The 20,378-nt window shown below is 33.5% G+C and carries 22 protein-coding genes; 8 read left to right on the forward strand and 14 right to left on the reverse strand.

Translation table 11 applies throughout. The annotated features are described in order from the left end of the window. Positions 1-740: 740 nt before the first annotated feature. Genes fliT through fliD form a run of 3 tightly spaced genes read right to left on the reverse strand, consistent with a single transcriptional unit; the run spans position 741 to position 2,925 of the window. Positions 741-1,103: a flagellar protein FliT gene (gene fliT, locus AC5LXV_RS01925; protein ID WP_493467236.1), complete on the reverse strand. Its 363-nt coding sequence runs from the start codon at positions 1,101-1,103 to the stop codon at positions 741-743. Beyond that, on the reverse strand, positions 1,103-1,483 hold the full coding sequence (gene fliS / locus AC5LXV_RS01930; protein WP_493467237.1) for a flagellar export chaperone FliS: 381 nt from the start codon (positions 1,481-1,483) through the stop codon (positions 1,103-1,105). Before fliS ends, fliT begins: the two co-directional genes overlap by 1 nt. An 11-nt stretch (positions 1,484-1,494) precedes the next feature. Continuing rightward, complete coding sequence (fliD, locus tag AC5LXV_RS01935) at positions 1,495-2,925, reverse strand: flagellar filament capping protein FliD (RefSeq protein WP_493467238.1); 1,431 nt, start codon at positions 2,923-2,925, stop codon at positions 1,495-1,497. A gap of 339 nt (positions 2,926-3,264) precedes the next feature. Here fliD and AC5LXV_RS01940 point away from each other — a divergent pair, with 339 nt between their 5' ends. The 8 genes from AC5LXV_RS01940 to flgL all read left to right on the forward strand — a co-directional run bounded on the left by AC5LXV_RS01940 (position 3,265) and on the right by flgL (position 10,719). Beyond that, entirely contained in the window at positions 3,265-4,089 is an 825-nt protein-coding gene (locus AC5LXV_RS01940; protein ID WP_493467239.1) for a flagellin N-terminal helical domain-containing protein, read from the forward strand. Between the two features lie 174 nt (positions 4,090-4,263). After that, the gene (locus tag AC5LXV_RS01945; protein ID WP_110434904.1) at positions 4,264-4,974 is read left to right on the forward strand and encodes an RNA polymerase sigma factor FliA; all 711 of its coding nucleotides are present in this window, start codon (positions 4,264-4,266) and stop codon (positions 4,972-4,974) included. 197 nt (positions 4,975-5,171) lie between these two features. Then, positions 5,172-5,492, forward strand: a complete 321-nt coding sequence (gene flhD / locus AC5LXV_RS01950) for a flagellar transcriptional regulator FlhD (RefSeq protein WP_034883583.1) — start codon at positions 5,172-5,174, stop codon at positions 5,490-5,492. Positions 5,493-5,504: 12 nt separating this feature from the next. Further along, entirely contained in the window at positions 5,505-6,110 is a 606-nt protein-coding gene (gene flhC, locus AC5LXV_RS01955; RefSeq protein WP_493452710.1) for a flagellar transcriptional regulator FlhC, read from the forward strand. A 67-nt stretch (positions 6,111-6,177) separates the two neighbouring features. Beyond that, positions 6,178-7,065, forward strand: a complete 888-nt coding sequence (gene motA, locus AC5LXV_RS01960) for a flagellar motor stator protein MotA (protein ID WP_110434902.1) — start codon at positions 6,178-6,180, stop codon at positions 7,063-7,065. Further along, positions 7,065-7,961 (forward strand): flagellar motor protein MotB, encoded by an 897-nt coding sequence (gene motB, locus AC5LXV_RS01965; protein ID WP_110434901.1) that lies wholly within the window; start codon positions 7,065-7,067, stop codon positions 7,959-7,961. Before motA ends, motB begins: the two co-directional genes overlap by 1 nt. 163 nt (positions 7,962-8,124) lie before the next feature. Then, the gene (gene flgK, locus AC5LXV_RS01970; protein ID WP_493467240.1) at positions 8,125-9,768 is read left to right on the forward strand and encodes a flagellar hook-associated protein FlgK; all 1,644 of its coding nucleotides are present in this window, start codon (positions 8,125-8,127) and stop codon (positions 9,766-9,768) included. Positions 9,769-9,783: 15 nt separating this feature from the next. Further along, positions 9,784-10,719 (forward strand): flagellar hook-associated protein FlgL, encoded by a 936-nt coding sequence (flgL, locus tag AC5LXV_RS01975; protein WP_493467241.1) that lies wholly within the window; start codon positions 9,784-9,786, stop codon positions 10,717-10,719. Positions 10,720-11,171: 452 nt separating this feature from the next. On the opposite strand, the gene AC5LXV_RS01980 is transcribed toward flgL, so the two are convergent. The 11 genes from AC5LXV_RS01980 to flgB form a co-directional block, all read right to left on the reverse strand. After that, complete coding sequence (locus tag AC5LXV_RS01980; protein WP_493467956.1) at positions 11,172-11,399, reverse strand: integrase core domain-containing protein; 228 nt, start codon at positions 11,397-11,399, stop codon at positions 11,172-11,174. Positions 11,400-12,519: 1,120 nt separating this feature from the next. Further along, positions 12,520-13,545 carry a flagellar assembly peptidoglycan hydrolase FlgJ gene (gene flgJ, locus AC5LXV_RS01985; RefSeq protein ID WP_493467242.1) on the reverse strand — a complete coding sequence of 342 codons (1,026 nt, stop codon included), beginning with the start codon at positions 13,543-13,545 and terminating at the stop codon, positions 12,520-12,522. A gap of 15 nt (positions 13,546-13,560) precedes the next feature. Continuing rightward, positions 13,561-14,094 (reverse strand): rod-binding protein, encoded by a 534-nt coding sequence (locus AC5LXV_RS01990; RefSeq protein ID WP_110434897.1) that lies wholly within the window; start codon positions 14,092-14,094, stop codon positions 13,561-13,563. Between the two features lie 27 nt (positions 14,095-14,121). Beyond that, positions 14,122-15,231, reverse strand: coding sequence for a flagellar basal body P-ring protein FlgI (locus tag AC5LXV_RS01995; RefSeq protein ID WP_493467243.1), 1,110 nt, complete (start codon positions 15,229-15,231; stop codon positions 14,122-14,124). A gap of 11 nt (positions 15,232-15,242) precedes the next feature. Then, entirely contained in the window at positions 15,243-15,920 is a 678-nt protein-coding gene (locus tag AC5LXV_RS02000; RefSeq protein WP_493445641.1) for a flagellar basal body L-ring protein FlgH, read from the reverse strand. 21 nt (positions 15,921-15,941) lie between these two features. Beyond that, positions 15,942-16,724, reverse strand: coding sequence for a flagellar basal-body rod protein FlgG (gene flgG, locus AC5LXV_RS02005; protein WP_110434894.1), 783 nt, complete (start codon positions 16,722-16,724; stop codon positions 15,942-15,944). Between the two features lie 18 nt (positions 16,725-16,742). After that, positions 16,743-17,498, reverse strand: a complete 756-nt coding sequence (locus tag AC5LXV_RS02010; protein WP_110434893.1) for a flagellar basal body rod protein FlgF — start codon at positions 17,496-17,498, stop codon at positions 16,743-16,745. 14 nt (positions 17,499-17,512) lie between these two features. Further along, positions 17,513-18,724 carry a flagellar hook protein FlgE gene (gene flgE / locus AC5LXV_RS02015; protein ID WP_493467244.1) on the reverse strand — a complete coding sequence of 404 codons (1,212 nt, stop codon included), beginning with the start codon at positions 18,722-18,724 and terminating at the stop codon, positions 17,513-17,515. A gap of 16 nt (positions 18,725-18,740) precedes the next feature. After that, the gene (locus AC5LXV_RS02020; RefSeq protein ID WP_493467245.1) at positions 18,741-19,466 is read right to left on the reverse strand and encodes a flagellar hook assembly protein FlgD; all 726 of its coding nucleotides are present in this window, start codon (positions 19,464-19,466) and stop codon (positions 18,741-18,743) included. Between the two features lie 13 nt (positions 19,467-19,479). Then, positions 19,480-19,884 carry a flagellar basal body rod protein FlgC gene (gene flgC, locus AC5LXV_RS02025; RefSeq protein WP_110434890.1) on the reverse strand — a complete coding sequence of 135 codons (405 nt, stop codon included), beginning with the start codon at positions 19,882-19,884 and terminating at the stop codon, positions 19,480-19,482. 5 nt (positions 19,885-19,889) lie between these two features. Continuing rightward, on the reverse strand, positions 19,890-20,300 hold the full coding sequence (flgB, locus tag AC5LXV_RS02030; protein ID WP_110434889.1) for a flagellar basal body rod protein FlgB: 411 nt from the start codon (positions 20,298-20,300) through the stop codon (positions 19,890-19,892). Positions 20,301-20,378: the final 78 nt, after the last annotated feature.

The following is a 20,378-nucleotide window of genomic DNA, read 5'->3' on the forward strand; positions in this document are numbered from 1 at the left end:
TAACGCGTTGCCAATTTTTATAAAAATGTTGGTTTAATATGACTATTTTTATTGACTAAAAATAGTCAGTCTACTTCTCCTTCCCCCATCTTGTTGTAATTTAAATCTTTAATTTGTTTTTCATTTATATAAAGCTGATACGGATTGTGACGAATTTATCGTTATCGTATTTTAAAACAGTGATCTAAAATTAATAGCCTTTTTATTATTTTGTATATAATGGCTATAACTTGATCTTCATATAGATTTAATTGCAAATGATAGAAAAGGGTTGAAAAAAATAATAGTAGTTGTCGGTTAATTACTATTTAGTATATCAACTAATTAACAAATATAGGCTTGTGTGTCTGTATTTAAACTTTTGCTATGGCTAGTTATTTAAAAATTTAGTTATATCTTGTTATTTATCAAGCCATATTTTTAGCAAGGGATCGAATGAAAGACTAATAAAAATACCTAAGATAAAAAGGGTTAAATAATTTATACAAAAGTAGAGCCTTTTGGGGATGTTATTATAGTGAAGCCCGTCACCACCTGTTGTGTCTATTAAAATATGTAAATTATTGTGAAGTATTTTTATTATTGGTATGAGTAAGGGCATGCTTCAATTTAATTAAAATTGATAAATAAAAAAGTTTGAGGAAAAGGATATTAGCTCACGAAAATAACTCAAAAACCTTTTCCTCAATAATATGTTATCTATTTTTAATTAGTTAACTAATTAAGCCAATGGTATTAACTTATACTAAGTTAGCTATTTTTTGATAACTATCTATTTTAGTTTGATAATCAACTTGTTCACCAATTAGTTCAGCTAGTTCACTATGCCGCCTATGAATTAACTTTTCTAGTTGCAGTTGATAGCTAAGGATATTCTTGATATACATTCGAATACTATCTTGCTGCGATGATGGTATATCATTAATAAGATCTATATCATCATTTAGCTGGATATTTTCGGCTAATTGATGATATTTAGCTTGTAAATTGATTAATGATTCCCAATTTTCTTGTTGCGCATTATCTAGCATCTGTTCAACAACATAATTAAGTTGTTCATATTGTTCTAATAATAAATTGGCATTCAAAACTGATACTCTCATTATTCTGCTATTTTTCGCCAAGCTTGCGCAATGTTATCAAGCAAATCGAAACAAAGTTGTAGTTTTTGTTTATCACTGTGTAAATTAGCCAAAACCAGTTGCTGAATAATATAGTGATACAACTCATCTAAATTTTCAGCAATTTCACCGCCTTTTTCTAAATCAAGGCAACTCTTAAGTCCATTATCAATGATATTAATTGCTTTTGAAATGGCTTCTCCTTTACCAGCAATATCGCCCTTTTCTATATATAAACCAGCTAATTGTATGGCATTAAGAGCAGCGTCAAATAACAAAACAATAAGCTGGTGAGGCGAAGATTGACTAACACTGGTTTCTAAATCAACTTGTTTATAAGCTTGAGATCCCATTTTATACATTGTGTTATCCTTTATTTTTTCATATTCGCCATCATATCAAATTGGGAAGTTAAGTAAGTACTCAAACTATTTAATTCATTGATTAATACATCTAATCGAGTAAATTGCGCTCGATAAATATCAACCGTTTTGTCAATGGAATCATTGATCTGCTCATAGCGTTTATCTAATGATTTTAAGGTGGTATTTAAACCATCAGTTGCATTATCAATCGTACCATTTTTGTCGATGAAGCTACTGACTTTAGCAAAAATTTCGTTAGCTATACCCGTTTCACCATTACCGGTAAATAAAGTTGCTACCGCTTCACTGTTTTCCTTAAGTACTTGTTCTAGCTGGTTTTCTTTAATAACCAAATTACCATTGGTGTCCATATTTATACCAATTTGTGCCAATACTGAAAATTCGCCAGTTTGACCTTTAGCAAATATTGAACGAATACTTTGATCTATGTTACGTAGTGTTGAATTACCAATCAGTGGACCATTATCATCATTCAATTTATCTGAATTAGCTTCACTAGGAGTAAATTTAGTTAAGGTTGACATGGTTGATTTTAACTGATTAAAAGCCTCTACCCACTCTTTAAGTGCCTCTTGAGCTTTTTCATTGTCGGCCGTGATAGTTAAATTTTGTGGGATGGTTGTTACCGCTTTTAAATTGATATCAACACCAGGGATAACATCTTTAACTGTATTGGAACTACTATTAATAGCAATACCGTTAAAGTTAAATTTGGCATTTTTAGCTTCAACTACCTGACTCATTGCCGATGAACTTGGTTGATTAATATCAAAACCAATTAATGAATTGAGGTTACTATCATCTGATGATATAGACGTGATGGCTTGTTGTTCGCCGGTTTCTTTCGATGTGATAACTAGCTGATAACTATTGGTTCCTGAACGTACAATCGTCGCATTTACGGTTGAATCACTGGTTGAACCATCTGCATTAACAATCTGGGCTTGATTAATTGCGTTAGCTATCGATTCTAAAGAAGTTTCATTTTCAGCTAATGAGATATCTAACCGGTTGCCATTGGCTTGTTGAATGGTGATTGTGCGTGTAGCGTTGTTATTGCCTAACGCGGTATTTTTATCATTAACGGCGTTGGTGGTAACGCTGTGAGCTGTGGCAAGTTGTTCCACATTAATCACATAATTACCTAATTGTGCATTACTACTTACAGTGCTAGTAAAGTAGTTATCACTGCCTACCACTGTGCGCGCTTGGAATAGCTCTTTTTTTTGCAATTTTGCTGTTGCACTGTTGAATGTTGATAGTGCACTTTTTAATTTACCAAAGCCACTTATTTTATTATTAACTGTTTTTTGTTGTGCTTTTACTGGGGCTAGGCGATTTTTTTCAGCAGCTTCTAATTTATCTAATATTCCATTTAAATCTAAACCAGAACCAACTCCTAATAAATTCATTGCCATGATTAATTATCCTATTGTGAATTCTTGTATCCTTCAAATTATCGACCAAAATTATAAAAAGTTTAGTTTGGATAGTAAATTTATTAATAAGGAAAGAAAAAATGGTGATTGCTTGGTAAAAAAGTGTTTATTTTTTTAGCAAGTAAAATTTAAATAACAATATGAATTTTATTAATAATGTTATTAATTTGGCTGCTAATTTTTGCGGATTAAATTTATTCAAGCTAAAAAATATTAAAGTTTCCTTTTTTTATACCGATAACTAAACCATCAGCAAGAATATTGAGTAATTTTTCAATATCCCGTTGATCTTACTAATTATATTAAAGGAGATAAAAAATGGCTCAGGTAATTAATACCAATACTATGTCTTTACAAACAAGATTTAATCTTAATAAATCACAAAATGCGCTTTCAACTGCAATTGAGCGCTTATCATCTGGTTTACGTATTAACAGCGCTAAAGATGATGCCGCAGGTCAATCGATTGCGACTCGTTTTACAGCAAATATTCGTGGTTTAACTCAGGCTGCACGTAATGCAAACGACGGTATTTCAATTTCACAAACTGCTGAAGGGGCATTAGAGGAAATCACTAGTAATATACAACGTATTCGTGAGTTAACTGTCCAAGCGCTAAACGGTTCTAATGATACTGAAGATCTTGCATCAATTCAATCTGAAATCAGTCAACGTAGAGCTGAAGTAACGCGTATAATAGATCAAACTTCGTTTAATGGAAAACAAGTATTAAAAGATGGCGGTACACTGAATATTCAAGTAGGTGCAAAAGATGATCAAATTATTACTGTCAATTTGGGATCATTAAAAACTGATAGTACCTCTTTAAATATAGACGGTATTGATGTTACGGCGACGGGATTTCAATCAGCGGGTTACTTAGCGATACTTGATAATTCGTTAAAAGTAATTACAGTATTACGTGGAGACTTAGGTGCCGTACAAAATCGTTTTGAGTCAACTATATCTAATATCACCAATACTGTAAATAATCTTAGTGCTGCGCGTAGCCGTATTGAAGATGCAGACTACTCTGTAGAAGTATCTGAAATGACTCGTAATCAAATTTTACAACAAGCAGGTACTGCAGTATTATCTCAAGCTAACCAAATACCACAAAATGTATTAGCATTATTACAATAAGGTATATCTCTAGAATTTTAACTATTCTAATTTGGTAATATAGCAATAATGGTATTTTGATACCATTATTGCTAATAATGGTAATTACCTATTTTTTAATATCTTATTCTTGACATTAATTCAGGCAATTATTGTCATAATATCTGCTGGCATTTTTTTACATTGGTTCAGGAAATGAGTGATAGCTTGTATAACTCTCAAGGTGTAGTGAATCAAATTGATTGGCAACAGTATATTTATCTAGTTCGTAATGAAGCGTTAAAATTGGCTGTTCGTTTACCAATAACTATTGAACTTGATGATTTATTGCAAGTTGGCTATATTGGTTTATTAGACACGATAAAGCGTTATGATGCTTCACAAGGTTATACTTTTACCACATTTGCTATTCCTAGAATAAAGGGAGCAATGTTAGACGAGTTGCGTAGTCGAGATTGGCTACCAAGGCAAACTCGCAAAAAAATTAAAGATGTTACTAATGCCATTAACGAGTTAGAGCAAGTCTTAGGTGTTCCGCCTAATGATCACCAGATAGCTGCACATATGCAATTGTCGCTTAGTGAGTACCATAAAGTATTATTAGATTCAAACTATAGCCAAATCTGTTCTTTCGATGAAGTACAAACAAAATTAGGCGATAATTTGGATGCACTGATCGAGACGGATATAGATAACAACCCTTTTTCTTCCATCATAAATGATGAAACGCGCAATATTATCGTTGAGCAAATTGATAATTTACCTGAAAAAGAAAAGATGGTTTTAGTGCTTTATTATCAAGAAGAGTTGAATTTAAAAGAGATTGGCAAAGTGTTAGATATTAGTGAATCTCGGGTTAGTCAATTACATAGTCAAGCTATAAAACGGATACAGAGTAAAATATAATATATTAAAAAAAAATAAAAAAAAGAAAAAAATTAAAAAATAAATTGAAAATAAATTGAAATGATTTTTTTATTGACCTTTCGCTTTTAAAAATGTAACTTTAACCAATATAAAGAATATAAGCTGTATTTTTATTAATTTTGCGTTTTTTTTGCGCACAATAAAGGATATGGATTGTGGTGGTTAAATTGGGAAATATACAAGATGATGATGTTTTGAAATGTATACATCATTTGAATCTTTCAACACTTTTATTAAGCCAACGGATGATTGAAAAAGATAAAGTGATGGCAATGTATCGATTAGGTATAGATGAGAAAACCGCAGATATTTTGAGTAATTTAAGTGCTTCTCAAATGTTGGTTTTATCGGAAACTAATCAATTAACTTTTCAATTTCGATTTAAAAATTCAGCAATGATTGAAAAATTAACTGAAGAGTCTCGCATTAGTGATATAAAGCAGATGCATACAGGGATCCTTCTATCAAGCTTGCTTTTAGATTCTATTAATAAGTAGGTAAATGGTAAGATGAGTGGCACAAGTATTATTCAAGAATATAAAGAAGTTCAATTAGCTATTCGATTAATTACTCTTGGCGCTAGAATTCAAATGTTGGAAAGTGAAACCAATTTAAGTCGCGGAAAGTTAATTAAACTCTACAAAGAAATTCAAGGATGCCCTCCACCTAAAGGTTTATTGCCTTTTTCAACAACTTGGTTTATGACTTGGGAGCCCAATATTCATTCAAGTATGTTTTATAATGCTTACCATTTTTTAGTGAAGCATGGCACTAAATCTGGTGTTCATGCCATTGTTAAAGCTTATGAGCTCTATTTAGAACAATGTTCTGTGCCAAGTGATGAAGAGCCTGTTTTGGGATTAACCCGCGCATGGATTTTAGTTAAATTTGTTGAAAGTAATGTTATGCAGCAATCATGTTGTAAAGAGTGTAAAGGTCGCTTTATCACTCATGCTTACCAGCCGCTTAATAGCTTTATTTGCAGTTTATGCCAACCTCCTTCAAGGGCAGAAAAAAATAGTAAAACTCAGGCTGAGAACAAAGAAAAATGTTTAAAAGTTTTATCAATACCTAGCGCATTCAATTTGGTTACAGCAAATCAGATGATGATTTAGGTAAAATTTACAATTAATCAAAAATAAATTAGTTATATTTTATGTTTATGGAGATAAAAGAGAGCCAATGCTAATAATAATAGGATATATTGTAGTTATCGCTTCTGCTTTAGTGGGTTACGTGTTAACTGGAGGGTATTTGGCAGTACTTTTTCAACCATTAGAGTTTCTCATAATTGGTGGTACGGCTATTGGTGCTTTCATAGTGAGTAATGAAAAAAAAGCGATAAAAGCAACAATTAAATCATTGGGTAGTTTATTTAAAACCTCAAATTATAATAAAGCCCTTTATTTAACATTAATTAATTTAATGTACAACCTTCTAACTAAAGTACGTCAAAATGGCGGGTTATCGATTGAGCAAGATATTGATAATCCAAAAGAGAGTGCGTTATTTAAAAAATATCCACTCATTTTGGCCAATCCGCAAATCTGTGATTTTATTACTGATTATTTTCGATTAATGATCAGTGGAAATACCGATGTGTACGAAATTGAAGCCTTAATGAATGAGGAAATAGAAACTTGTACTAATGAGTTAGAAAAACCGGCTTATGCCATTTCTTGTGTTGGTGATGGGTTGCCAGCTTTTGGGATCGTAGCGGCGGTTATGGGTGTTATTAATACATTAGCACAAGCAGACAGACCAGCTAATGAGTTGGGTGAGCTTATTGCCCATGCCATGGTTGGAACCTTTTTAGGTATTTTGCTTGCATATGGATTTGTTTCACCGTTGGCTGCTTTATTAAGGCAAAAAAATGCTGATACAGTAAAAATCTTAGAATGTATAAAAGTTATTCTTATTGCCAGTATGCATGACTATGCGCCACAAATTTGTATTGAGTTTGGTCGAAAAACTATTTTTTCGCATGAACGACCTTCTTTCTTTGAATTAGAGAAATATATTCAAGAAGTGAAAGATAAAAACGCTAACTCAAAAGAAAATAGAGAATAATGAAAAATAAATCATTAAAAATAATTATTTCTAAAAAGAAGTCCAAGCATGGCATTTCTCATCATAATGGTTCATGGAAGATTGCCTATGCTGACTTTATGACCGCCTTGATGGCGCTTTTTTTAGTGTTATGGTTGATAACTAAATCAAGTCCAACAGAATTACATGGGATTGCAGAATACTTTAGAACACCGTTGATACTTGGTCATAATGGTGGCAAGAACGTTAGTGACAGTAATAGTCCTATACCTGGTGGTGGCGATGATGTCACTAAAGATTCAGGCGAAGAAAACGAAAACCCAATAAATGACGAACTAATTAAGTCAGATCCTGATGAAGATGAGCGAAATAAGCTAATTGAGACCGCTCGTAAGATTTATGAAGAATTTGAATTAGATCCTAGATTACAAAAATTAGCGGCTAATCTTATTATTGAGCTAACTGAAATGGGGTTAAGAATCCAGATTTTAGCCACTGACGATAAGCCGATGTTTGATGTTGGTAGTGCAGTTATTCACCCTAATATGCAAGAGATTTTATACGCATTAGCGCCAATAATTAATTCGTTACCTAACAAAATGACTCTATCTGGTCATACCGATGAGCGTCAGTATATAACTGGTGATCGTGGTTATAGTAACTGGGAATTGTCAGCAGATAGAGCAAATTCATCCAGACGAGAACTCATTGCTGGTGGATTAGATTCAAATAAGATTATTCGAATCATTGCGTTAGCTGATACGGTTGGTTTAAATAATTCTACTTACAGTAAAGATGCAAATCGTCGTATAAGTATTTTGATTTTGAATAAATCTGCTCAAAAATATATTGAAGAAGAAAATACGATGACAGGTATTGATTTTTTAAAACATTTTAAACAAAATCAATCAGAATAATATCAATAACTATAATTTATTGAATGTGCTAAAAATTAAAATTAATTAAAAATCCAATTTTATCTAAAAAAAACTAAAGTTTTATGATTTTAGTCCGATACAAGGAATAAACCTTTAAGTTAATAAGTTTTATTGTTGACTAAATTTTTATTTAGGAGCTTTTATGGCAGGTTCATTGTTGAATTCAGGTATTAGTGGATTAAACGCAGCACAAAATATGCTTAATGTAATAAGCAATAATATCAGCAATACGCATACAGTTGGTTATAATCGTCAACAACAAATTTTACGTCCAGCAATGGAAACGAAATATAATTTTGGATTTGTTGGTAACGGTGTAGCGATCTCAGCAACGAATCGAGTCTTTAATGGCTTGGTCGTTGATCAATTACGTCAGGCACAATCGCAAAATGGTGCGATGAAGTCTTATTATAGTGAGTTGTCAAAAATTGATAATTTATTAGTTGATAATGATAGCAGTATTTCTTCGCAATTAAATAACCTGTTTGCAAGTCTAAATAAACTCTCTTCAAATGCTGGCGATTTAGCAATTAAACAATCAGTCATTAATGATCTTACCTCTTTAGTTAGTCAATTTAATAAAACTGAATTGAATTTAAAAAATCAGATTGCCGATATCAATTCTGATATTGTAAATAATGTTAATGAAGTTAACTTTCGTCTTCAACAAGTTGCTGAACTTAATCAGAAAATTGCAAGATTAGAAGCTGTAGGTAATGGTAATGAACCAAATGCATTACTTGATCAACGTGATCAATTGGTTAATGAATTATACGAAATGATTGGAATAACCGTTACTGAGCAAAATGGACAATATAATATTTCATTGCCTAATGGTTTAAATTTAGTTCAAGGATCATCAGTAAATCTGTTATCTGTACAACCGTCTAAAGATGATCCATCTTTAAACGCGATTATTTACAGACATAATTCAGGGGCTACTCAAGAATTAACAAGTAAAAATATCGCATCTGGTCGACTAAATGGATTGTTATCTCTTCGTGATGGACCGCTTACTGAAGCTCGTAACCAATTAGGTTTGATCGCATTAAATTTAGCAGAACGCTTTAATGAAGTACATATGTCAGGTGTTGATGTAAATGGTGTCGCAGGCGAGAAATTATTTGATTATCATAAACCTAGTAGTATTGTTAATTCTCGAAATCAGGGTAATGCGACGGCAGCGGTTAGTTATACGTCAGTAACTGAGGTAAAAGCGTCTAATTATAAGATTGAATTTAATGGCAGCGACTGGGTGGTAATCAGACAATCTGATAACCAGCAAATTACACCACGTGTTGTCGGTAGTACTTTAGAGTTTGATGGATTATCTATTGCAATAAGTGGCACACCAGTCGTAGGGGATAGCATCTTAATTAAACCTGTTGCCGATATAGCATCATCACTAGAGTTATTAGTTAAAGATGTGAATAAGCTAGCAACAGGTATTAATGATAGTGAAAATGGTCATGGCGATAACCGTAATGTAATTAAATTGCTAGATATACAAAATGAAAAACTAATTAATGGTACCAAAACTTTAAGTACTGCGTATAACGCATTAGTTAGTTATGTAGGTGGTCAAACGCATACAGCCAAAGTTTCTGCACAATCTAGTCAGAATATTGCACAAGAGATTAATGCACAAAATCAAGAAATTTCGGGTGTTGATATTGAAGAAGAATATATTTCGATGCAAGTTTATATGCGTTATTACCAAGCTAATGCAAGAATCATTGATACGGCAACAGTAATATTTGATACCATTTTAGGTTTAGCTAAATAATAAAAGGATTTCGTTATGCGTATTAGTACTAATTTAATGTTTCAAAAACATTTAACAAGTATTACAAATACTAATGTAAAATGGCAAGAGTCAGGTTCACATTTATCAACAGGTAAAAAAATATTAGCACCTTCTGATGATCCTATTGGCTCATCACAATCATTAATCCTAAAACAGGCTCAATCAAGAAATGATCAATTTCAATCAGCTCGCGAAAATGCTAATGACTCATTGAGTCGCCAAGAAACAGTATTACAAGAAGCAAATACTGTTATACATTCAATCCAAGAGACATTAGTTTATGCCGGTGATGAAACGTTAACAGATTTAGATAGATTAAATTTAGCCGATAAACTAAAAGGATTAAAAGAAGAGTTATTTTCTTTAGCTAATGCCAAAGATGCTAATGGTAATTATCTGTTTGCTGGTTATAAAAATGACACTCCGCCTTTTGTTATCAGTGCCGGTCAAGTTAGTTATGTAGGCGGTTCAGCAAACATTAATGTTTTTATCGATGAGACGCATGAAGTGTCATTAAGTTTTACTGGCTCTCAAATTTTTATGACAGGTGCTAATCCTAATGCTGAAAGTAATATTTTTGCCAGTATTGATTATGCATTAGAAGCGTTAGAAACTGGTATCGATAGTTCTAATCCCGCGGCGATTGCACAATTTAGAGATAATTTGTCCAAAGCCAGTCAAGGGATCGCTAATTCGTTTGAAAACATATCAACTGTTAGAGCGGCAGGTGGTAATGTATTAACTGAACTAGAACGACTAACTATGCATGGAAAAGCTTTAGATAATGAATTTGAAACACAAATTAGTTTGATTGAAGATGTTGATTGGTATGAAGAAATTTCAAAGTATATGATGCTACAAGTCAACTTACAAGCAGCACAATACACGTTTAAGTCGTTACAAAGTATGTCATTATTCCAACAGGCATAATTAATTTAATATGACTAAACGTTAGTTAATTCAACATTAAGATTACCGTTTAAAAAAGGAAGCTTTTCGCTTCCTTTTTTTTAGTTTTTTAAAATCCATTTATCAAATATCACTTTTTTTCTGCATAAACATCGATCAAATAGTATTAAAATATAAATTGATTAAATTAATAAATTAACTGTGTTGTTTATGCTTTTCCAAGCATATGCCAATTAAGACTGGATCCAATTTATGGATGCAATAAGCATATCAAACAAAAATTTACAGCTCAGTTTTAAACATTATTTATGATTATGATAAAGCATTTTTTACCAAAAGTTATTATAGCTGATAGTCTCTTTGATCAATTGTAATATAATTGAGTATGGCAATGTTTGACAAATTAATAGCAAGCAATTGGTAGAGTTAGCGGTGCAAATATCCTATTGTTAGTACACAAATCAAGTAGAACATCATGCTATTTGTTTCATGTTTCTATATTCAATTGGCGGCATATTATTTAATGCTTCTTGTGGTATTTTTGTGTTATATATCTCTAACCACAGTTCCGTTATTTTTCTTACTTGTTCCCAATTTTTAAATAAATACCAATTTAACTTCTCCGTTTGATATGTCCGGTTAAATCGTTCTATATAGTCGTTTTGATAAGGATTACCAGGTTTAATATAATCTAGCGTTATTCCATGTGATTTTTCTCAGTTTCTGAATCTGTTTAAGGTAAATTTTGCGCCATTATCAACGCGTATTTTTAATGGATAATAACCATGTTATTGGCTAGTCTATCTAAATAAATAATGGATAACTCTACCTGCCGATAAACTCACTACTATATCAATACCTAAAGCCTGATGATTAAAGTCACCAATAACATTAAACGTTCCAAATCGACGATTTTTTGAGAACTATCTCTCATAAAATCGATTGTCCAACATTCTCCTAAATGACTTGATACTGATAATGGCTCTGGATAACGTTGGGCAATCGTTTATTGCGTTTAGAACGGATATTGAGTTTTAACTGCCAATAAACCCGATAAACTCGTTTATAATTCCATATATATTCCTGTTTTCTGGTTCGATAAAAACAGTTAAGAAATCTGCAACGTCAATGCTTATCTGTTATTGACTTAAGTAACGAAATAATTATAGCGTCATCTGCCGATTTAGGTTGGTAGTAAGTAGTAAGCACAGCGACTTAAATTCACAATAGTATAACTCATTTAAATTGTTATACAGTATTGTGAATGTAGTGTTTGTGCTCTACTCTTACGAACAGACGTCGGCACTAAAGTTTGTTTATTATTTCTTGTTGCAGTGAGAGGCCAAACTTAATTGGGCATAGAGCTGTTTGAGTTTACGATTTTCAGCTTACAGTTGTTTTAAACCGCTTAATCTCCGAAGATTGCTACCACCATATTTACGGCAAAGATTTTTGAAAAGGATGCCAACTTCAGCTTATTTTAAAATTGAAACAATTTAATGCTCTGACAATTTTTTCATATTGAAATTCTCCTTAAAAATATTATCGAGAATTTTCTATTTTTTTATGTACTATTTTTAGAATTAGTTAAAGAGGTAGTTAAAAAGGTAGTGAATATCATTTATAGCTAAACAATCAGCCAAGTATATCGATCAATATTAGTTACCCTATATCAACCTATTAAATTAATATATGATTTGCACAATCATTATTTATGATAACAAATCATATATATCATTACGGCATTAGACCTAAGGTTTTACCAACAACATAAGGCCAATAACTTAACCTAATTTAATATCAGCTAGTTGTCTTTATAAACTACTCTTTAAAAGCAATATGTTTAAAACCAGATATCGATTTTGGTGGTGTTTTTTTTGTAATATCTTCAATACGGCTAATAATTTGAATCAACTTATCGCTATAGTTAGGATCGGTTGAATAACGTGCTTGTTGCAACGCCTTGGCGGCGGCTCTGGCATCAGGTGCGTTAACAACATCCTGATAGCGGGGATTTTTGGTTAGTAAATTAAGATAGTCAGCTAATGCATGTTGTTTACTGTTATAAACTCTAAATTCGTCTTGAATTTTCACCATGCTGTCATTTATAAATTCTCGAGTTGTTGAGCGAGTTGAATTACCTTTCCATGACGAAGTTGCTTTTATACCGAAATAATTATAACTTGATTGATTATCAGTTGTTTTTATTAGATTTTTACCCCAGCCTGTTTCTAAAGCAGCTTGAGCAATAATAACTTCATAGGGAATACCATAAGCTTTAGAAGCCTTTTTAGCTGTTTCAAACCACTCGACTACAAATTGAGTGATATGATCTTTATCCAAGTCATTGTTTGAGTTTTGTAAAGCTAACTCGTTAGGCTTAGATAAGTTATTGGCTTTATATTGCTGGTAAAGCCTTAGGCCTAATGCTTCAGGTGATAAATTTGATTGGTTATCACTAAATAAGGATTGTGCTAATTGTATGTTATTTTGACTGTTATCAGCTTGAGATTGCCGGTTATTAATATTAATCGGTGTGTTTGATTGGTTATTTAATTGTTTACTAATATCATTGGTTAGTCCAAAACCTTTATCTGTTGCAGCCTGAGTAATCTGTTTATCAGATACTGAGGTAAATAATTGCATTGCAGATTGCTCAGATAACTCGTTATGAGTAACGGTTTTGGGTATGGACTGCTCCAACAAATTCGTAAATTGTGTTTCAAACTTATCTGTAACTTGTTTGATATTTTCACTTGATCGAACAACTACGTTGGGCCTTAATTGGCTCATGTCTGAAAAATCATAAGTAAAGCGATTAATGACCTGGTTTACTACATTTTTCATATCAATAATTCTACTTTATCGACCTTTATTAAGACCATCAAGTGCTGTTTGCAAGGATAATTCATTAGTATCAGTTTGAGTTAGATTATTGGTCTTATACTGCTGGTAAAGTATTTGACCTAATGCTTCAGGTGTTAAATTTGATGATTGATAATCATCACCAAATAGTGATTGTGCTAATCGTTTATTAGTTTGGTTACTATTATCAGTTTCAGATTGCTTGTTAATATTAACCGCTCTGTTTGATTGATTAGTTAATTGCTTGGCAATAATGTCGGCTAACCCAAAACCTTTACCAGCTGCTTGCTGAGCAATTTGTTGATCAAACATTGAGGTAAATAATTGCATTGAAGATTGGTTAAATAAACCACCACTAGGCACAGCTTTGCGCATAGATTGCATCATCATATTTATAAATAATGTCTCAAATTGATCAGCCACTTTTTTGATACTTTCACTTGACCCACTAACTGCTTCGCGTCTTAATTGGCTAATGTTTGAAAAATCATAAGCAAAACGATTAATAGAGTGATTTACTATATTTTTCATATCAATATCCTACTTTAAAATTTTACTTTAAATCGTTTCCAATGAGGCGTGTAAACAACCTGCGCTTTTTAATGCTTCAAGTATCGACATCAATTCTGTAGGATTTGCGCCTAATAGGTTAAGTGAGCTAATAACTCGGTTTAAATCGGCGCCAGAACCTAAATTATGTAGTGCACCACCATCTTGTTGGATGCTAATTTCATTATCAGGAACAACGGCAGTTCTACCTCCAGCAAATGGGGTATTCGGTTGGCTAACTCTTAATTGGTTATTTACTACAACTGATAAATTACCATGAGCAACCGCACAATTGTCCAATTGAACTCTTTGATTCATCACAACCACGCCAGTGCGAGTATTAATCACAACTTTGGCTGAAATTGGCGTTGAGCTAATTTCGAGATTCTGAATTTTAGATAATAATTTAACTCTTGTTTGACTGTCTTGTGGCATGATTAATTTAACTGTCATACCATCTAAAGGAACGGCGATATTTTTCTGCACCTTGTTAATTGCTTCTGCGATTTTAGCTGCTAAAGTAAAGTCAAATTGGTTAAGGTGTAAGTGAATAGTCCTTTCTTCATCTAAACGAGTGGTTAATTCTCTTTCAATTGTCGCTCCACCAGGAATCGCTGCTCCCGCTGTTTGATTGACACTTACTCGACTTCCTCTAGTGCTTGCGCCCATACCACCAACAAAAAGATTACCTTGCGCAATGGCATAAACTTGATTGTCGGCGCCTTTTAATGGCGTCATAATTAATGTACCACCACGTAGACTTTTCGCATTACCTAATGAAGAGACAACCACATCAATTTGTTGTCCAATACGAGCATAAGAAGGCAATTTTGCTGTTACCATTACCGCAGCAACATTTTTTAACTGCATGTTACTAGCTGAAGGAACAGTAATGCCTAATTGTGAGAGCATGTTAGTTATACTTTGTATGGTAAATGGGGTTTGTGAGGTTTGGTCTCCAGTACCATCAAGTCCAACAACAATTCCGTAGCCAACTAAGGCGTTTTCACGAACACCTTGAACGGTAACTAAATCTCGTATTCGCTCTGCATAACTATAAGGTACAACAGCTAGCACCATTAAGATAAAACAGATGAAACTACGTAATTTATTAAACATATTTAGACTCATTAAAACGGTGAAAGGTTTAAGAATAGGCGCTGCAACCAACCCATAGTTTGTGCTTCATCAATGTAACCATTACCTACATATTCAATGCGAGCATCAGCAACTTGAGTTGATATAACGGTATTATTACCACTTATTGTTCTTGGATTAACAACACCGGAGAATCGAATAAACTCTGTTCCCTGGTTTATAGCAATTTGTTTTTCGCCAATTACTTTTAAATTACCATTAACCATTACATCTTGAACGGTGACAGTAATCGTTCCGCTAAAAGTGTTTTTTGCATTAGCCCCACCAGAACCTTTAAAATCATTAGTACCTGAGACATCAGTATCTACCTTTCCTCGACCAACGAGTCCATCTAAAAATTTAGGTACTGTCGTGACCCCTAAATTAGCGCTACCATTACGGCCAGCATTAATCGATGAGCTTTTACTAGCACTAACGTTTTCTTGTAGAACAATCGTTAGTATGTCTCCAATATTGCGTGGCCGGCGATCTTCAAACATTGGTTGATAACCATAACTACTTGGTTGTGAAGCTTGAAAAATCGAGCCACTCGAATTTGCAATCACTGTTACTTGAGGAACAATACTCGTTTGCCCTTCAACCAACGGTTTTTTAGGTAATTGGCTACAACCAACTAAAAATAGTGCTACTAAAATATAAAGATATCTCATATGCCTATCATTTTGTTAGATTTATAACTGATTTAAACGTTGCAACATCTGGTCAGAAGCCGATATTGCTTTACTATTAATTTCATAAGCACGTTGTACTTGTATCATGTTAACTAGCTCTTCTGCAACATTCACGTTAGATGTTTCAAGATAACCTTGATAGAGTAATCCAGCACCATTTAAACCTGGCGTATTTTCAGTTGGAGCCCCCGAACTTTCGGTTTCTAAATAAAGATTTTCACCAATGCTTTCAAGTCCTGTTTCGTTAATAAACGTATGTAATGTCAATTGACCGATTTGCACTTGGGTTGTTTGGTTAGCCAAAGTAACACTAACAATACCGTCTCGTGCCACAGTCATTTTGATGGCATTTGTTGGAATATTAATTGTTGGTTGAAGCTCATAACCAGTAGCGGTAACTAACTGACCGTTTTGATTAACTTGAAAAGCACCACTTCGCGTATAGGCTAGTGTTCCATCAGGCATTAGAATTTGGAAAAAACCTTGTCCGTTAATAGCGACATCATTACTGTTATCCGTTAATTCTAAATTGCCTTGGCTATGGATACGTTCTGTTGCCACAGGTCTAACGCCGGTACCAATTTGTAATCCAGAAGGTAATGTTGTTTGTTCAGATGATTGTGCGCCAGGTTGGCGAATAGTTTGATATAACAGATCTTCAAAAACTGCACGTTGGCGTTTAAAGCCACCAGTACTAACATTGGCTAGATTATTGGAAATTATATCCATATTCATTTGTTGCGCACTTAAACCAGTTTTTGCAATCCATAATGATTTAATCATTATTTTTTCCTATTTTAATTAAGTTAATGATAATATTTGATTAGCTCTTTGTGCATTTTCATCTGCAGTAGAAATTTGTTTCATCTGCATTTCAAATTGACGAGCATGACTAATCAAATCCACCATTGCAGTAACGGGATTAACATTACTGCCTTCTAATACCCCAGACATAAGCTTGGCGTTAGGATTATCTTCTAACACTGCTCCACGGTTATTAATTGTTGCTTCAGTTGCATGGAAAAAACCATCATCACCTCGCACAATTTCATTACGTTCAAGGTGAACTTTTTTTATTTTTCCCCCTTGAGCAATGGTAGTGGGCATATCGCCAGCACCTAAAGTTGATAAAGTCCCGTCTGCACTAACCGTAACTTGTGAATTCTGAGGAACAGTTAATACGCCATTATCACCAAGTAATGGATAGCCATTAATGTTAAGAGTGCCTTCTTCATCAATTTGAATTGCACCATTACGTGTATATCCTTCACTGCCATCAGGTAATTGCACTGCTAGCCAATCGTCTTGAGATAAGGCAACATCTAAATTTTGTCCAGTGTAATTAAATGCTCCCATTGTTGAATCGTATGTTGGCGTGGTTGCGGCAACCAGAGTCCTTGTTTGCATACTACTACCTACAATGGGAACAGCTTTCATAGCCACTAATTGAGCACGAAAGCCCACTGTTGATACATTAGCTAAGTTATGACTGGTTATGGACTGTTGATTTAATGTCTGGCTTGCACCAGACATAGCAGTATAAATAACGCGATCCATAAATATTCCTTAAATTATCTTAAATTAACTAAAGTATTAAGTATTTGATCTTGAGTCTTAATGGTTTGAGAATTAGATTGATAATTACGTTGAGCAACAATCATATTGACTAATTCTTGGCTCATATCAACATTAGATGCTTCAACTGCACCACTAGTTAATATGCCAAAAGTCCCTGTATTGGCTATGCCTAATACTTCTCCACCAGAATTAATGGTTGATCGCCAGTTATTATTACCCGCTGGTTCTAATCCATTAAGATTGGCGAAATCAGCCATCGCAATCTGGCCTAATATCATTGTTTGTTGGTTAGAATAAACACCATAAATTGTGCCATCATCATTAATATTAAAGCCAACCAGATCACCTGCAGCAAAACCATCAGCGTAAGGAGATTTAACACTACCGGCTTCCTTACCTAAATTTTGTTGGGTACTGTTTTGATATGTCAAGGTAAAAGTATTATTTGCTGAACCATTTATCCCATTAACATTAATAGTCATATCTGGATTACTAATTAATCTACCTGCTGTGTCAAATTCCATTTGCCCTAATGGTTGAAGAGTGGCGCTTGGATCACTATTATCAATATAATGAACATCCCAATGGTTATCAGAGGTTTTTACATAAATAAGTTGAACATTATGTTGATTACCTAAGGAGTCATAAGTTGTGATCGTGTTTGAATAGTTAAAGCTATCAGAATCTTTTTCATTGACAGGCGACCTTACAGGTACTTTGTTATTTGAATTTAAGTTGATTTGCATAGAAGCTTTAGTCGTTGCTGTTGCATTCAACATTACTTGCGAAATCTGTAATGGAACAGGTGTTGCCCCTTGCTGAATTTTTGGTGGCATACCGGTTGTTGGATAACCTGTTAAATGGAAGCCTTCAGTTGATATAATATTACGTTCAGCATCTAATTGAAATTGACCGTTACGGCTATAGTAGACTTGTCCGCCACTATCAGTTAAGCGGAAAAAACCGTTACCTGAAATTGCGACATCTAAATTATTATTCGTTGCTGTTGTTATACCATCATTAAAATTTTGCATAACATCGGCAATTTTAACGCCCATTCCTACTTTTGAGCCAGCATAGAAATCAGCAAATGCGATGCTAGAACTTTTAAAGCCCACAGTTGCTGCGTTGGCAATATTATTACCAATAACATCTAAGTGTTTTGATGCGGCATTCATACCACTAATTGCTTGAGAAAATCCCATATTAACTTATTCTCCTTCAAAGAATTTGACGTACTTCGTCAATACTAATTGAACCAAGTATTCCTAAATCAAGTAATATTTGGTTGTTAACTTTGCTTTTAATTATTCCGTAGACAAACGAGTAAGATAATGGTGTTGATGGTATTTTTTTCCCATCAGAGCTAGCTTCGACCGAAAACGTATAACTTCCATCTGGAGCTTGCGTTTCATCATTAAGTTTGCCCGTCCAAGTAAAAGTACAAACTCCAGCCGAAACTGGACCTAGATCAATCTCATCCACAACTTTACCGCTTTGATCTCTTACGGTGATAATTACAGAATCAGCATTACTTAAAAGTTCAAATCCCGACGGTGTAATAATTGTCTCTTTTTGACTCTCTGATCCTTCATCACCACTATTTGATGAGGCGACTAAAATTTTATTACCAGGAACCATGACCCCTTTGCCAATCATATTACTTGCATTAACCGACATACTATCGTCAATTTGACCTGAGACGACATTTAAAGTGGTATTAAGCCGTTCAATACCGGCTAAAGTGTTAATTTGCGCAAGTTGCGAGGTTAACTGACTATTGTCCATAGGATTGGTCGGATCTTGATTTTTCATTTGGGCAATAAGCAAAGTCAGGAAATTATCTTGTAATTCCTGACTAGAGTTACCATCTGATGTCCCTTTTTTTACCGTTTGAGGTGTTGCGGTATTTGGTGTTCCAGATACTGTCACATTTGAAATACCCATTAATTAAGCCCTTTTATTGCCCTAAGGTAAGTGTTTTTAGCATTAAACTTTTTGCTGTATTAATCACTTCTACATTCGCTTGATAACTACGAGATGCTGAAATAGTATTGACCATCTCTGCTACTACATCTACGTTAGGTTTTTGTATGTATCCTCTTTCATCAGCTAAAGGATGGTTAGGTTCATATACTAAATTCATTGGTGCTGGGTCTTCAATCACTTCTGATACTTTTACCCCAGCTACGCTATTTTGGTAACCATAATTATCAACTTCGAAAATAACTTGTTTGGCTCGATAAGCTTGACCAGAAGTACTGGTAATACTATCGGCATTAGCTAAATTACTAGCACTAATATTCATTCGTTGAGTTTGAGCCATTAAAGCTGAACCAGAAATAGAAAAAATAGAGAAACTCATATTAGTTATCCTTGTTGTAATACGGAAACTACATTTTTAAATTGTTCACCTAAAAATGTTAAATTACTTTGATAATGAATACTGTTATCCATAAAAGCCGTTCGCTCTTGATCCATTTCGACAGTATTGCCATCCGCCGATGATTGATAAGGAACACGATAAAGAAGACGATAATCAAGGGGACCGATAATATTTGTTTGAATATGTCTTGCAGATGTAACACTAAGCTTTATACTATTAAAAGTATGTTGATTATTGATTGCTTTCTTTAATTCAACATTAAAGTCAATATCCCTAGCTTGATAATTAGGCGTATCACTATTAGCCACATTGGCTGCAAGTATGTTTTGTCGCTTTTCACGAACATCTAGTGCCTTTTCATGGAAATTAACAAAAGTATCTAATTTATTTAGCATAGAATGATCTCATTTTTTCTCAATATCTAGATATTTTAAGCAAATCAAAAAAAAATCATCGTATAAATAACGATAAAA

This window comes from Gilliamella sp. LMG 34359, from assembly GCF_984569085.1.

Excerpts from the sequence above, each read along its gene's own strand:
- fliT (WP_493467236.1), bottom strand. The coding sequence starts at position 1,103 with ATGAGAGTATCAGTTTTGAATGCCAATTTATTATTAGAACAATATGAA.
- fliS (WP_493467237.1), bottom strand. The coding sequence starts at position 1,483 with ATGTATAAAATGGGATCTCAAGCTTATAAACAAGTTGATTTAGAAACC.
- fliD (WP_493467238.1), bottom strand. The coding sequence starts at position 2,925 with ATGGCAATGAATTTATTAGGAGTTGGTTCTGGTTTAGATTTAAATGGA.
- AC5LXV_RS01940 (WP_493467239.1), top strand. The coding sequence starts at position 3,265 with ATGGCTCAGGTAATTAATACCAATACTATGTCTTTACAAACAAGATTT.
- AC5LXV_RS01945 (WP_110434904.1), top strand. The coding sequence starts at position 4,264 with ATGAGTGATAGCTTGTATAACTCTCAAGGTGTAGTGAATCAAATTGAT.
- flhC (WP_493452710.1), top strand. The coding sequence starts at position 5,505 with ATGAGTGGCACAAGTATTATTCAAGAATATAAAGAAGTTCAATTAGCT.
- motA (WP_110434902.1), top strand. The coding sequence starts at position 6,178 with ATGCTAATAATAATAGGATATATTGTAGTTATCGCTTCTGCTTTAGTG.
- motB (WP_110434901.1), top strand. The coding sequence starts at position 7,065 with ATGAAAAATAAATCATTAAAAATAATTATTTCTAAAAAGAAGTCCAAG.
- flgK (WP_493467240.1), top strand. The coding sequence starts at position 8,125 with ATGGCAGGTTCATTGTTGAATTCAGGTATTAGTGGATTAAACGCAGCA.
- flgL (WP_493467241.1), top strand. The coding sequence starts at position 9,784 with ATGCGTATTAGTACTAATTTAATGTTTCAAAAACATTTAACAAGTATT.
- flgJ (WP_493467242.1), bottom strand. The coding sequence starts at position 13,545 with ATGAAAAATGTAGTAAACCAGGTCATTAATCGCTTTACTTATGATTTT.
- AC5LXV_RS01990 (WP_110434897.1), bottom strand. The coding sequence starts at position 14,094 with ATGAAAAATATAGTAAATCACTCTATTAATCGTTTTGCTTATGATTTT.
- AC5LXV_RS01995 (WP_493467243.1), bottom strand. The coding sequence starts at position 15,231 with ATGTTTAATAAATTACGTAGTTTCATCTGTTTTATCTTAATGGTGCTA.
- AC5LXV_RS02000 (WP_493445641.1), bottom strand. The coding sequence starts at position 15,920 with ATGAGATATCTTTATATTTTAGTAGCACTATTTTTAGTTGGTTGTAGC.
- flgG (WP_110434894.1), bottom strand. The coding sequence starts at position 16,724 with ATGATTAAATCATTATGGATTGCAAAAACTGGTTTAAGTGCGCAACAA.
- AC5LXV_RS02010 (WP_110434893.1), bottom strand. The coding sequence starts at position 17,498 with ATGGATCGCGTTATTTATACTGCTATGTCTGGTGCAAGCCAGACATTA.
- flgE (WP_493467244.1), bottom strand. The coding sequence starts at position 18,724 with ATGGGATTTTCTCAAGCAATTAGTGGTATGAATGCCGCATCAAAACAC.
- AC5LXV_RS02020 (WP_493467245.1), bottom strand. The coding sequence starts at position 19,466 with ATGGGTATTTCAAATGTGACAGTATCTGGAACACCAAATACCGCAACA.
- flgC (WP_110434890.1), bottom strand. The coding sequence starts at position 19,884 with ATGAGTTTCTCTATTTTTTCTATTTCTGGTTCAGCTTTAATGGCTCAA.
- flgB (WP_110434889.1), bottom strand. The coding sequence starts at position 20,300 with ATGCTAAATAAATTAGATACTTTTGTTAATTTCCATGAAAAGGCACTA.